At 53.4% G+C, this 12,602-nt stretch carries 13 protein-coding genes and 1 tRNA gene; all 14 read left to right on the forward strand.

Features of this window, described 5'->3' with window-relative positions:
- Positions 1 to 628 precede the first annotated feature (628 nt).
- Entirely contained in the window at positions 629 to 3,289 is a 2,661-nt protein-coding gene (alaS, locus tag HY768_08265) for an alanine--tRNA ligase (GenBank protein ID MBI4727197.1), read from the forward strand.
- Positions 3,290 to 3,322: 33 nt separating this feature from the next.
- Entirely contained in the window at positions 3,323 to 4,180 is an 858-nt protein-coding gene (tcmP, locus tag HY768_08270; GenBank protein MBI4727198.1) for a three-Cys-motif partner protein TcmP, read from the forward strand.
- Positions 4,180 to 4,905: a phage Gp37/Gp68 family protein gene (locus HY768_08275; GenBank protein ID MBI4727199.1), complete on the forward strand. Its 726-nt coding sequence runs from the start codon at positions 4,180 to 4,182 to the stop codon at positions 4,903 to 4,905. The genes tcmP and HY768_08275 overlap by 1 nt, the downstream gene beginning before the upstream one ends.
- A gap of 4 nt (positions 4,906 to 4,909) precedes the next feature.
- Positions 4,910 to 5,167, forward strand: coding sequence for a 4Fe-4S binding protein (locus HY768_08280; protein ID MBI4727200.1), 258 nt, complete (start codon positions 4,910 to 4,912; stop codon positions 5,165 to 5,167).
- The gene (locus HY768_08285; GenBank protein MBI4727201.1) at positions 5,164 to 5,913 is read left to right on the forward strand and encodes a geranylgeranylglyceryl/heptaprenylglyceryl phosphate synthase; all 750 of its coding nucleotides are present in this window, start codon (positions 5,164 to 5,166) and stop codon (positions 5,911 to 5,913) included. The genes HY768_08280 and HY768_08285 overlap by 4 nt, the downstream gene beginning before the upstream one ends.
- A 109-nt stretch (positions 5,914 to 6,022) precedes the next feature.
- Positions 6,023 to 6,763: an NTP transferase domain-containing protein gene (locus HY768_08290; protein ID MBI4727202.1), complete on the forward strand. Its 741-nt coding sequence runs from the start codon at positions 6,023 to 6,025 to the stop codon at positions 6,761 to 6,763.
- Positions 6,751 to 7,599, forward strand: coding sequence for a dTDP-4-dehydrorhamnose reductase (gene rfbD / locus HY768_08295; protein MBI4727203.1), 849 nt, complete (start codon positions 6,751 to 6,753; stop codon positions 7,597 to 7,599). The genes HY768_08290 and rfbD overlap by 13 nt, the downstream gene beginning before the upstream one ends.
- Positions 7,600 to 7,726: 127 nt before the next feature.
- Positions 7,727 to 8,314: an SIS domain-containing protein gene (locus HY768_08300; GenBank protein ID MBI4727204.1), complete on the forward strand. Its 588-nt coding sequence runs from the start codon at positions 7,727 to 7,729 to the stop codon at positions 8,312 to 8,314.
- 62 nt (positions 8,315 to 8,376) lie between these two features.
- On the forward strand, positions 8,377 to 9,297 hold the full coding sequence (locus tag HY768_08305; GenBank protein ID MBI4727205.1) for a hypothetical protein: 921 nt from the start codon (positions 8,377 to 8,379) through the stop codon (positions 9,295 to 9,297).
- Positions 9,294 to 10,319: a tRNA (adenosine(37)-N6)-threonylcarbamoyltransferase complex transferase subunit TsaD gene (tsaD, locus tag HY768_08310; protein ID MBI4727206.1), complete on the forward strand. Its 1,026-nt coding sequence runs from the start codon at positions 9,294 to 9,296 to the stop codon at positions 10,317 to 10,319. The genes HY768_08305 and tsaD overlap by 4 nt, the downstream gene beginning before the upstream one ends.
- Entirely contained in the window at positions 10,295 to 10,915 is a 621-nt protein-coding gene (maf, locus tag HY768_08315; protein MBI4727207.1) for a septum formation inhibitor Maf, read from the forward strand. Before tsaD ends, maf begins: the two co-directional genes overlap by 25 nt.
- A 124-nt stretch (positions 10,916 to 11,039) precedes the next feature.
- A complete protein-coding gene (gene mtnA / locus HY768_08320) occupies positions 11,040 to 12,074 on the forward strand; it encodes an S-methyl-5-thioribose-1-phosphate isomerase (protein MBI4727208.1) in 1,035 nt (344 codons plus the stop codon).
- Between the two features lie 228 nt (positions 12,075 to 12,302).
- Positions 12,303 to 12,378 (forward strand) — tRNA-Thr (locus HY768_08325).
- A 98-nt stretch (positions 12,379 to 12,476) separates the two neighbouring features.
- Positions 12,477 to 12,602: elongation factor Tu (gene tuf, locus HY768_08330; protein ID MBI4727209.1), on the forward strand; the 126-nt coding region annotated here is incomplete at its 3' end.

Genomic DNA, 12,602 nt, shown 5'->3' on the forward strand with positions numbered 1-12,602 from the left:
GGCATATCTCACAATGTTACTTTTTAAGTAGGGTTGTGTGCAAGTCCTTTTACATCGCATTATATGCCAAGATGACTGTATTTACAAGTGTTTTACACGTATCCCATCTCAGTTTATCTGTTTTTAACGCTTTTTTCAGGTTATATTTATATTCTCGCTATTGTTCTTTTGGCAACGTCTTGCTCAAAATCAACTGAACCCGAAAAATGGGAAACAACCAAAATCCCTACCGATAGCATCAGTGTTGGTGAGAAAACAGATAGCACTATTTCTTTTACTGCACGTTCATGGGGCTCTAATGGTTGTTATGTTTATTCACATAATGAAGTAAATAGAGTCGGGGACGATATAAACATAACAATATATGGTAAATACCCAACAGCTGCATATTGCACAATGGCATTCATCCCAATTTATACGCAAATGACTGTACAGATACCTCAATCCGATACATTTTATTTTCATTTTTGGAATTCCGATGTATCCAGTTACGACACGACCATTATTGTCCCGTAAGTTTCTATATTGGTTTGCATCTCGCAGTAATAGCCTGCAAGTACGGCTCGAGCCTAATCCTTGGTGACATGATTTTCTAACTCATATCAAAATATTCAAACCTGTTATGCCCATGTTATCATCAAATCAAATCCGTCAATTATTCCTTGATTTCTTCAAATCCAAAGGCCACACCATCGTGCCCTCGGCCACGGTGGTGCCCCAGGACGATCCCACCCTGCTGTTCACCAACGCCGGGATGAACCAGTTCAAGAAGATCTTCCTCAACCTGGAGACCCGCGATTACCAGCGGGCGGTCGACAGCCAGAAGGTCTTGCGGGTCTCGGGCAAGCACAACGACCTGGAGGAGGTGGGCAAGGACCACACCCATCACACTTTTTTTGAGATGCTGGGCAACTGGTCCTTCGGCGATCCAAAATCTGCTGATGGCATAGGCAAAGGGTATTTCAAGAAAGAGACTATAGAGTTCGCCTGGGAGTTCCTTACCCAAAAGGCCGGACTGGACAAGAACAGGCTGTATGCCACGGTGCACATCAGCGATGACGAGGCCTTAGGGCACTGGCTCAAATTAACCAGCCTGCCCAAGGAGCGGGTGCAGAAGTTCGAGGACAAGTACAACTTCTGGGAGATGGGCGAGACCGGGCCCTGCGGGCCCTGCAGCGAGATCCATTACGACCGAGGCCAGAAGCACGGTTGCGGCAAACCAACCTGCAGGCCCAACTGCGACTGCGGGCGGTTCGTGGAGGTTTGGAACTTGGTGTTCATCCAGTACGAACGCCAAGCCGACGGCAGCTTAAAGCCCCTGCCGGCCAAGCACGTGGACACCGGGATGGGCTTTGAGCGATTAGTGCACATCATGCAGGAAAAGGATTCCAATTACGCCACTGACCTTTTCACGCCCATCATAAAACAGACCGAGGAGATCTGCGGTAAAAGATATTCTCCTGATAAAAAAGAGGGGACCTCCTTTCGGGTGGTGGCCGACCACATCAGGGCGCTGGTTTTTACCATCGGCGACGGGGCGCTGCCCTCCAATGAGGGCCGGGGCTACGTGGTGCGCCGGATCCTGCGCCGGGCCGCCCGGCGCGGGCGTTTGCTAGAGATCCATGAGCCGTTCCTGTACAAGTTATCGGGCCGGGTGATAGACATCATGGGAGAGGCTTACCCCGACATCAAGCAGCGGCACGAGCATATCGCCATGGTGATCAAGACCGAAGAGGAGCGGTTCGGCGAGACGCTGGACCTGGGGCTTTCGCTGTTTGATCAGATCGCGTCAAAACTAAAAGCCTCCAAGGGAACTGTCATTTCCGGCCCCGACACTTTCAAACTATACGACACCTTCGGCTTCCCGTTGGACCTGACCCAGGTGATGGCCGAAGAGCGGGGTTTTAAGGTGGATTCCGAGGGCTTTAAACAGGCCATGACCGGACAGCGAGAACGGGCCCGGGCGGCCCGGGGCGAGGTGGCCTACACCGCCGCCAAGGAAGTAGACTATCCGGCCTGCATCTTCGTGGGCTATAACAGCCTGGTGCAGAAGACCAGGGTCAATGGACTATATATTAAGGAATTATCCATCGATAAGGCCGAGAAAGGCCAGACCGTGGACATCACCCTGGAAAACACCCCGTTCTACGGCGAGGGCGGCGGCCAGGCCGGGGATATCGGCTTTTGGGAGAATCCCAATTGCCGGATCAAGATACTCAATGCCGTCAAGGCTTTCAACGGCTCCACGGTGCATCATGCCGAGATCATTTCCGGCTCAATAAAACTGAAGGACGAGGTCACCGCCACGGTGGACCAGCAGGCCCGTTTAAGCACCGCCAGGCACCATACCGCCATTCATCTTCTGCAGGCGGCCTTGCAGCAGATCGTGGGCAAGCACGTCCAGCAGCAGGGCTCCATGGTCAGCCCGAAGAGGTTGCGCTTTGACTTCACTCATTTTGCCGGACTGGACCAGATGCAACTGGACGAGGTGGAGCACCTGGTCAACCGCAAGATCATGGATAATCTGCCGGTGGCCGATCAGCAAATGAAACTGACCGAGGCCCAGAAGACCGGGGCCATGGCCCTGTTTGGGGAAAAATACGGGGAAGAGGTCCGGGTGATCTCCTGCGGGGATTTCTCCAAGGAACTGTGCAGCGGGACCCACGTCAAGCACAGCGGCGAGCTGGGGCTGTTCAAGATAATCAAGGAGGAAGCCATTGCCTCCGGGGTGCGGAGGATCGAGGCCGTGGTCGGAGAGGCCGCCTATAAGCAGATCAAGCAGGACCAGATGCTGGTAGCCGAGATTCAGTACCGGCTGAAGGCTAACCGTGAGGACATCGTCAAAAAGCTAAATGCCCAGATGGAGGAATTAAAGACGTTGGCGAAAGCCAAGAAGGAGGAGGTCAAACTTCAGCAGGGTAGTCTAATAGAGGGTTTGTTTAAAGAGGTTAAAAAGGTTGAAGACGTTCAGTTGTTGGTCAAGTTGCTGGATGGTTTCACCCAGGACGGCATGCGGGAGATGGCCGACAAGCTGCGGGTCAAACTGCCGGGCGGGATCATCATACTGGCAAGTACGGACGAAGGCAAGTTTGGGTTCACCGTTGCGGTGGGCGACGAGCTGATCAAATCCAAGAAGTTCATGGCCGGGGACATCGCCAAGAAGATCGCCGCGGCCACCGGCGGCAAGGGCGGCGGCCGACCTCAGCTGGCCCAGGTGGGCGGGAAGGACGAGGGGAAACTGAAGGAACAGATGGGAAAGATAGAGGGAATCATATTCAATAAATTATGATCACCATCCACTCAGATATTTTATAGAGTGACTATGGAAGATGACGGAGGGGAAGTGATGCCTAAAGTTACTTACGATGAGGTCGGATACTGGTCCGAGGTGAAATTAGATATTATCAAAGAATATGCCCAGGCATATACAAAGATATTGTCTAATCAGTCGTATTTAAAGTATTCATACATTGATGCCTTCGCAGGTTCGGGAGTGCATCTGGCTAAATCTACAGGCGCGTTTATACCCGGCAGCCCATTAAATGCTCTGTTGGTTAAACCACCATTTCAGAACTATCATCTCATTGATATTGACAAGGACAAAGCAGCCAACCTTAGAACACTTGCAAAAGATTACCCCAATGTAGAAATATATGATGGTGATTGTAATCAAGTATTGCGCGATCAAATATTCCCCTTAATAGATTACAAAAGATACAAACGGGCATTGTGTATTTTGGACCCTTATGGATTGCATCTTGATTGGGACATAATTTTGACTGCCGGCCAGATGAAAAGCATTGAAATATTTCTCAATTTCCCCGTGATGGACATTAACATGAACGTCTTAAAGCACAATAAAGAAAAAGTATCTGCCGAACAAATCGAGAGGATGAATGCATTTTGGGGTGATGAAACGTGGCGGCAGGTAGGCTATGCAAAATCAAAACAAACTTCATTTCTTGGTGAATCAGAACTGAAAACCACGAACGATATTTTAGAATTAGGGTTTCGAAAAAGATTAAAAGAAGTGGCGGGTTTTAAATATGTCCCAGAGCCCATACCCATGAGAAATTCTTATAATTCCATTGTTTATTATCTCTATTTTGCTTCGCAAAAACCTGTTGCGTCCGAAATAGCCGATCACATATTCACAAAATATAGAAATAAAGGGTTATAATGGCTCTTACTAATATAGAATGGACCGAAGCAACCTGGAACCCTGTTACAGGTTGCACCAAAACCAGCCCGGGTTGCGCCAATTGCTATGCCGAGCGGATGACCAGGCGGTTGCAAGCTATGGGCCAGCATAATTACAGGAAAGGCTTCAAGGTAGCCACGCACCCGGCTATGTTGGATTACCCTTTGGGCTGGCGCAAGCCCAGGATGATTTTTGTTAATTCAATGGGTGACCTGTTCCACGAAAGCGTACCGGTATCATTCATCCAACGGGTGTTTAAGGTAATGGAGAGTGCGCATTGGCATACTTACCAAGTATTGACCAAACGGGCAGAAAGGTTGTTCGACCTCGCCCCTGAATTGTCCTGGCCAGATAATGTATGGATGGGGGTTACTGTAGAAGATAGAGAGCATCTATACAGGATAGACAGTTTGCGCACTACCAAAGCCAAAGTTAAATTTATTTCTTTTGAACCACTGCTGGGGCAGATTGGCAAGGTTGATTTAACAGACATTGATTGGGCAATAGTAGGCGGCGAGTCCGGCCCAGGCGCAAGACCCATGCAGCCCGAATGGGCCAGAGAATTACGAGACCAATGTATAAAAAATAAAGTGCCGTTTTTTTTCAAACAATGGGGCGGGTTTAACAAGAAGAAGGCGGGCAAAATACTTGACGGAAAGATATGGATGAGAATGCCCAAGGTTTTAGAAGACAAAGTAATTTGAGACTATGATCACCATCCATCACCAACTCTGCGGCCAGTGCGGGCTCTGCGCGGGCGTTTGCCCGGTGCAGGCCCTGGCACTTCATGCCTGGGGCTTGGAGGTTGAAAATAAAAAATGCACCGGCTGCGGACAATGTGTTACAGTATGCCCCACCGGGGCTTTAACCTCACCCTCCACCTCCGCTGGCACTAAGGCGGACAGGCGTCCCTCTCCTAATGCCTTAGGAGAGGGAGTTAGGGAGAGGTCCAAAGGAGGCAAATGATCTACCAACAACTGCTGAAAACCGCCAAACAAAAGGGCTCTAATTTCCTGGTCCTTTTGGACCCGGACAAGTGCAGAAAACAGGACGCGGCCAAGATCGGCCAGTCTTTGAACGACGCCGGGGCCGACGCCATCCTGTTCGGCACCAGCCTGCTGATGTCAAACAAGATAGATGATACCATCAAGGCCTTGAAGCAGAATTTCAAGAACCCGGTGATCATCTTTCCCGGCAGCGCCTACCAGGTCTCGGCCCACGCCGACGCCATCCTGTACCTGTCGCTGGTTTCCGGTCGCAACGCCGATCTGCTGATCGGCGAGCAGGTCAAGGCCGCGCCCATGCTCAAGGTTTCTGGCCTGGAGGTGATCCCCACCGGCTACATGTTGATCGAGTCCGGCAAGCTGACCTCGGCCAATTACATGAGCCACACCATGCCCATCCCCCGGGACAAGGCCGACATCGCTATGGCCCACGCTCTGGCCGCCCGGATGCTGGGGATGAAGCTGATCTACATGGACGCCGGCAGCGGGGCCCAGCACAGCGTCCCCGAGGAGATGATAGCCGGGGTGGCCAAGTACGCCGAGCTTCCCGTAGTGGTGGGCGGGGGGATCAGAACGCCCGATGAGGCCGGGGCCAAGGCCCGGGCCGGGGCTGCCGCGGTGGTGGTGGGGAACATCCTGGAGAAGAAAGGGAACATCAAGACGGCGGCGGAGTTCGCCAGAGCTATACACTTTAGGGCCAGAAGCTGAGGCTCAAGAAGGTGGGAAGTTCAGAAGATATCGAGGTTCGGCGCATCTTCGGAACTTCACAAGTTCGCAACTTCATAATTTAGTAAAATATATTTTAGAAAGGTTGACAATGAAAGGCGTCATCTTAGCCGGCGGCCTGGGGTCCAGGCTGCGCCCCCTGACCAGTATCACCAACAAGCACCTGCTGCCGGTTTACGACCGGCCCATGATCTACTATCCTATCCAGACCTTAGTGGAGGCCGGGGTCCAGGACATTATGCTGGTGACCGGGGGCAACGCGGCCGGCGATTTCCTGCGCCTTTTAGGCAACGGCGAGGAGTTCGGGCTCAAGCACATCAACTATACCTACCAGAAGCATGAAGGCGGGATCGCCGAGGCCTTAGGGCTTTGCCGGCACTTCGCGGGCAACGACAAGGCGGTGGTGATGCTGGGCGACAACATCCTGGACGGCTCCATCAAAAAAGCGGTCAATGATTTTGAGAAGCAGGAATCAGGCGCCAAGATATTCTTAAAAACCGTGGACAATCCCAAGGAATACGGGGTGGCCGAGCTAAAAGGCCAACTGGTCAAGAACATCGTGGAGAAGCCCAAGAACCCCAAGAGCAACTACGCCGTGATCGGCATCTATATGTACGACGCCCGGGTCTGGAACATCCTGAAGACCCTGACGCCTTCGGGACGGGGCGAGCTGGAGATCACCGACGTCAACAACGCCTATATCAAAAAAGACATGATGACCTACGAGATCATCAAGGGCTGGTGGGGCGACGCCGGATCTTCCATCGAGGACCTGTGGCGGGTCAACCACTACATCGGCCAGAAGGCGGAGCGGGCCAAGTGCAGATCCTAGTCACCGGGGCCAAGGGGATGCTGGGCACCGACCTCTGCGCCGAGCTCAGCGCCCAGCACCAGATAACCGGGGTGGATATCGGCGATTTCGACCTCTCGCAAAAAAAAGCGGTTAAAGCCATCGCCGACCTCAATCACCAGTTGGTGGTGCATTGCGCGGCCATGACCGACGTGGACGGCTGCGAGTCCGACCCCGATAAGGCCTATCTGGTCAATGGACTGGGAACCCGGCATGCGGCGCTGGCCTGCCAGAAGCTGGATATTCCGATGCTGTACCTCAGCACCGACTTTGTTTTCGACGGCGCAAAACGTGAACCCTATTACGAGTGGGATAGTCCCAATCCTCTGGGCCACTATGGCCGGTCCAAGCTGGCTGGTGAGATGGAGGTCCGGGATCTTTTGAAAAAATTCTACATCGTGCGCACCTCCTGGCTTTTCGGGATCAACGGAAAAAACTTCGTGGCCAGCATCCTTAAAAAAGCCAGGGAGACCGGGTCTGTCAAGGTGGTGGACGACCAGACCGGCTCGCCCACCTATACCCGCGACCTGTGCAACGCCCTGTCAATGCTGATCCAGAGCGACCTGTACGGCGTTTATCATCTCAGTAATTCGGGATCCTGCACCTGGCACCAATTGGCTAAAAAGGCAGTAGAACTGGCCGGGATCAAGGCCGAAGTACTTCCCATCAAGTCCCACGAATATCCCACTCCAACCAAACGGCCGGCCTATTCGGTGCTGAACAATTTTGCCTGGACAAAGGATTTCAAAATCCCTCTCCGGCCATGGGAAGAAGGCCTTAAGGATTACATCCGCGAAACAATGCATGTGCAGTGTTGAAAAGTTGCAGTGGCATTTTAAGGTAGACAAGATTTACATGATTTACGGGATTCTTTATAAATAAAGGGCTAGAAAATCCTGTTAATCCTGTCAAAAAATATCATCTATAAGCTTATAAATCACCAAAATGAAAACGAACAAGGAAATCCAGGCCGTCAAGGCCGAACTCTTCAAGAGCTCGTTTGCCTTGCAACAGACTGCGGTCCTGCAGTCCGCCAACATCCATAAGGCCGCCCAGGTGATCCACCAGGCCCTGAAATCGGGCGGCAAGCTGCTGATCTGCGGGAACGGTGGCAGCGCGGCCGACAGCCAGCACCTGGCCACCGAGCTGGTGGTTCGATTCCAGAAGGAACGGCGGGCCCTGGCCGCCCTGGCCCTGACCACCGACGCCTCGCTTTTGACAGCCGAGGCCAATGACCACGGCTTCGACGCCATATTCTCCCGCCAGGTGGAGGCCTTGGGGAATAAGGGCGACGCACTTCTGGCCATCAGCACCAGCGGCAATTCGGCCAACGTGCTCAAAGCGGTGCAGGCCGCCAGAAAGAAGGGCCTTAAGACCATAGGCCTTTCGGGCGGCAGCGGCGGCAAACTTAAAAAAACATGTCACCTCTGTCTGCTAGCTCCGGGCGACGCCACCTGCCGGGTACAGGAGTGTCACCTGGCCATGGAACATATCATCTGCGGCCTGGTGGAAGGCTGGCTGGGAAAGAAATAGATCCCCAAAGGTCATCATTCAATCCGTAGCACGAATATAAAAATCGTAGCACAAATATTCCCATGAACAATTGCTGGAAAATATTCAGGAATTTTGACATCCGCCTGGCCTCGCTGGCCTTGGGCCTGCTGATGTGGTTGCATGCCGCCACCGAGCGCGAATACCAGCAAAAAATATACTGTCCGGTACTGGTGACGAACATTCCGGCCGGTTTTGTGCTGGCGGCCACGCCCTCCTTGGTTCCCTGCCAGATAAAGGCCCGGGGCAAGGACATGATAGTATTCAAACTGATTCCCCCAAAAGTGCTGGTGGATATGGCCAACCGCCAGATAAAAAAACTGACGGTCGGCCTGTCACCGGTTCTGCTGCGGTACCCCTTCAACCTGAAAGCGGCGGAAGCGGCTTTTGTGAACAATGAGATTACCGTCAATCTGGACCGCCAGGGGCGGAAGGAGGTCCGGGTGCTGCCCGACGTTTCCGGCATCCCGGCCAGTGGCTATATAATCTGCGACAGCACGTCTACCGAGCCTTTACGGGTGACCATCACCGGTCCCCAGCGCCAACTGGAAAAAATAGACAGCGTCTACACCCGGCCGGTCAAGGTGGACGGAAAATCGGAGAATGAAAGGGTTTACTGCCGGGTGGCCCCGCTCGACAGCCTGCTGTTCCGGGCGGACCCGGAGTCGGTCTGGGTTAAATTGTGTTTCGAAAAGACCCAGGAGCGCTTATATAAAAACGTGCCGGTAACGCTTTTGAACCGGGGCCAGGGTTATCTGGTCAGCTTTTCCCCTGGAACCATAGATCTGGCGGTGGCCGGGCCCCGGCAGCAGCTGCAGCAGATCGAAGCCGGGCAGTTCAGGATCACCCTGGACCTGAAGGGGCTGGCCCCGGGCCATCACCGGCTGCAGGCCGTGATAGAACTGCCGGACAAGCTGGAACTGATCGCCGCCGACCCCCGCGACTTTGAGGTGGACATCAAATGATGATCTTGGGCATAGAGACCTCCTGCGACGAGACAGCGGCGGCAGTGGTGCGGGACGGGAAAAAGATACTGTCCAACGTCATTCATTCCCAGACGGTGCACCGGCAATACGGGGGAGTGGTGCCGGAACTGGCCTCGCGCGATCACCTGAAAAAGATAGTTCCGGTGGTCAGGGAGGCCCTGACCCAGGCCGGACTTTCACCCCGTCAAATAGACGCCGTGGCCGCCACCAGCCGGCCCGGCTTAGCCGGAGCCCTGTTAGTGGGCTTTTGTTTTGCCCGGGGGCTGGCCCAGAGCCTAAACGTTCCCTTCGTTTCGGTCAACCACGTGGAGGCTCACGCTCAGGCCGCTTTTCTGGATAACCCGGAACTAGAAGCCCCTGCCGTGGCCCTGGTGGTTTCGGGCGGGCATACCTCGCTCTTCCACATCGCTGCCGATTTCCGGTTCTTCCTGATGGGCCAGACCCTGGATGACGCCGCCGGCGAGGCTTTTGACAAAGTGGCCAAACTTTTGGGGCTGGGCTATCCCGGAGGGCCGGCTATAGAACAGCGGGCCAAGTTGGCATCTTCCGGCCAGATCGTTTTTCCCAAGGCCCTGCTGGGCCCGCAGAGCTTGGATTTTTCCTTTTCGGGGCTTAAGACCGCGGTCTTGAATTACGCGCTGGATCCGAAGAACGGCGGCCGGGAAAATATGTCCCCAGAACGTATCAACGACATCTGCCGGGGCTTTCAAACATCGGTCTGCGGAGTCCTGACAGAAAAAGTAAAAAGAGCCTGCGAACTGACGGACTGCCGGAATGTCATAGTGGCCGGCGGGGTGGCCGCCAACGGTTTTCTGCGCCAGAGTCTGGCCGAGCTGGAGCGGAGGGAGGGGCTGAAAATTGTGATCCCCGGCATCAGGCTCTGTACCGACAACGCGGCCATGGTGGCGGCCTGCGGAACCAGGATGCTGGACAGGGGGCAGACAATCAACGACAACACGGTACAGGCAAGGGTCATATGGCCAAAATATCAAAATGTCTGAACTGGCCCAAGATCATCCTGGCTTCGGGCTCGCCCCGGCGCAAAAGCCTGCTGGAAGCAGTGGGATCTGATTTCAAAGTAGTGGCACCCCGGGTGGATGAGGACGGGGCCGCAGACCTCAGTCCCGAAACCGCGGTCCGGAAGCTGGCCCGGGAAAAAGCCCTGGAGGTCAGGTCCCGTTTGTCGAGGTACGACAGGAAACGTCTGATAGTGGCGGCCGACACGGTGGTGGCCTACCGGCATCATGTTTTGGGAAAACCTCAGGATAAGGCCGAGGCGGTACAAATGCTTAAAATGCTCTCCGGCCGCTGGCACCAGGTCTATACCGGACTGTGCCTGATATCTCCACTTGATGGCAGGATCATCACCGGCTTTGAGACGACCAAAGTAAAATTCCGCCGGATGTCATCCGGCTACATAAATAATTACGTGGCCTCGGGCGAGCCGTTAGACAAGGCCGGAGCCTACGGAATCCAGGAGCTGGGGGCGCTGCTGGTGGAAAGGGTGGACGGCTGTTATTTCAACGTGGTGGGCCTGCCGCTGATGAAATTAGATAAGATGATCAGGAGACTTAAGATTAAAAAACGGAGCCGCTGATATCCGCAGATTTACGCAGATTATGAAGATTTTTCAGGTTTTCCTTGTTTTATATATTTCCCAGTGTCTTTAGTGTCAATTAATGTCAAACAATTCGAGCAATCAGGGAGAAGTTTATTTCATGATCAAACCCATAGAGTGGAAGAACGGCAGCATAGCGCTGATAGACCAGCGGGAACTTCCGGGCCGGCTCAAGTACCTGAACTGCGATAACGTGGAAAAGCTGGCCTGGGCCATCGAAACACTGGCGGTGCGCGGCGCTCCGCTGATAGGCATCGCCGGGGCCTATGGCCTGGCGCTGGGTATCAGGAATTCGACGGGAAAGAGCCTGCAAAGGGATTTCACCGCCGCCTTTCAGCGGATCAAAAAAACCCGGCCCACTGCGGTCAACCTGTTTTGGGCGCTGGAAAGGATGGAACAAAAATTCAAGGCTCTGGCCCAAAAGGGCGCAGCCCTTGCGGATATCAAAGCATCCCTGCTGGCCGAAGCAAAAAAGATCCAGGCCGAGGACGCCGCCGCCTGCGCCATGATCGGGCGGTACGGCAGCGCCCTGATTGAGCCAGGCTCCAGCATCCTGACCCACTGCAACAGCGGAGCCCTGGCCACCGGGGGGATCGGGACCGCTCTGGGAGTGATCTTTACCGCCTTCAAGCGGGGCCGGATAAAAATGGTCTATGCCGATGAGACCCGGCCCCTGCTGCAGGGAGCCCGGCTGACCGCCTGGGAGCTGATGCAGGAAAAGATACCGGCCACCCTGATCTGCGACAACATGGCGGCTTTTTTGATGGCCCAGAAAAAGATAGACTGCGTGATAGTGGGGGCCGACCGGATTGCCCGGAACGGCGATTTTGCCAACAAGATCGGCACTTACAGCCTGGCGGTGCTGGCGCAGCATCATAGAATACCATTTTATGTGGCGGTCCCGCTGTCTACTTTTGATTCCAAAATCAAAAACGGCCAGCAGATTCCCATCGAACAAAGAGAACCCGAAGAAATAAGATCCTTCGGTAGCATTACCACCGCCCCGCCGGATATCGCCGTATATAATCCTTCTTTTGACGTTACGCCGTCACATTTTGTTACTGCTTTCATTACCGAACAGGGAATAGTAAAACCGTCTTTTGAAAAGAACATTCCGGTTATAAAAAACAAGGAATGATGGTCTGATTCTTTTGGTATTACGGGGTTTCAAAAAAACCATTAACCTGATCAGGGAAATCCATATAAGTAAGCTCTATTCGGATAAATCAATAAATCCAAATCCAATTTAGTATTGACTTTTCAGAAATTTTTGATATAATTAACGTTCTTTGTCTTAAAACACTCCTCCATGCAAAAAACTTAAGCCTTGGGGGCAGGGGTTTATTATTCTTTTTTGGGCTGTTTTGCCCACCTAGCTCAGTCGGTAGAGCGCGTCCTTGGTAAGGACGAGGTCACCAGTTCAACCCTGGTGGTGGGCTCCAGAATTACTACCCGCGAAACAAACGAAAGCCACAAAAGCATTTTTAGTGTTTTTAGTGCGAAAAGAAAATAGTCAAAGATTATCATAGGAGAAACCATCATGGCCAAGCAGAAATTCGAGCGAACCAAGCCGCATGTCAATATCGGGACGATCGGGCATGTGGACCACGGCAAGACGACCCTGACCAGCGCCATCACCAAATATTTGTCGGAACAGGGGCTGGCC

The organism is candidate division TA06 bacterium (assembly GCA_016208585.1).
In the GTDB taxonomy this organism is placed as follows: domain Bacteria; phylum Edwardsbacteria; class AC1; order AC1; family EtOH8; genus UBA5202.

What these genes read in the sequence shown, in the direction of transcription:
- HY768_08300 (MBI4727204.1), top strand. Translation starts at nt 7,727, where the DNA reads ATGAAAACGAACAAGGAAATCCAGGCCGTCAAGGCCGAACTCTTCAAG.
- HY768_08290 (MBI4727202.1), top strand. Translation starts at nt 6,023, where the DNA reads ATGAAAGGCGTCATCTTAGCCGGCGGCCTGGGGTCCAGGCTGCGCCCC.
- HY768_08285 (MBI4727201.1), top strand. Translation starts at nt 5,164, where the DNA reads ATGATCTACCAACAACTGCTGAAAACCGCCAAACAAAAGGGCTCTAAT.
- alaS (MBI4727197.1), top strand. Translation starts at nt 629, where the DNA reads ATGTTATCATCAAATCAAATCCGTCAATTATTCCTTGATTTCTTCAAA.
- maf (MBI4727207.1), top strand. Translation starts at nt 10,295, where the DNA reads ATGGCCAAAATATCAAAATGTCTGAACTGGCCCAAGATCATCCTGGCT.
- tsaD (MBI4727206.1), top strand. Translation starts at nt 9,294, where the DNA reads ATGATGATCTTGGGCATAGAGACCTCCTGCGACGAGACAGCGGCGGCA.
- tcmP (MBI4727198.1), top strand. Translation starts at nt 3,323, where the DNA reads ATGGAAGATGACGGAGGGGAAGTGATGCCTAAAGTTACTTACGATGAG.
- HY768_08280 (MBI4727200.1), top strand. Translation starts at nt 4,910, where the DNA reads ATGATCACCATCCATCACCAACTCTGCGGCCAGTGCGGGCTCTGCGCG.
- HY768_08275 (MBI4727199.1), top strand. Translation starts at nt 4,180, where the DNA reads ATGGCTCTTACTAATATAGAATGGACCGAAGCAACCTGGAACCCTGTT.
- HY768_08305 (MBI4727205.1), top strand. Translation starts at nt 8,377, where the DNA reads ATGAACAATTGCTGGAAAATATTCAGGAATTTTGACATCCGCCTGGCC.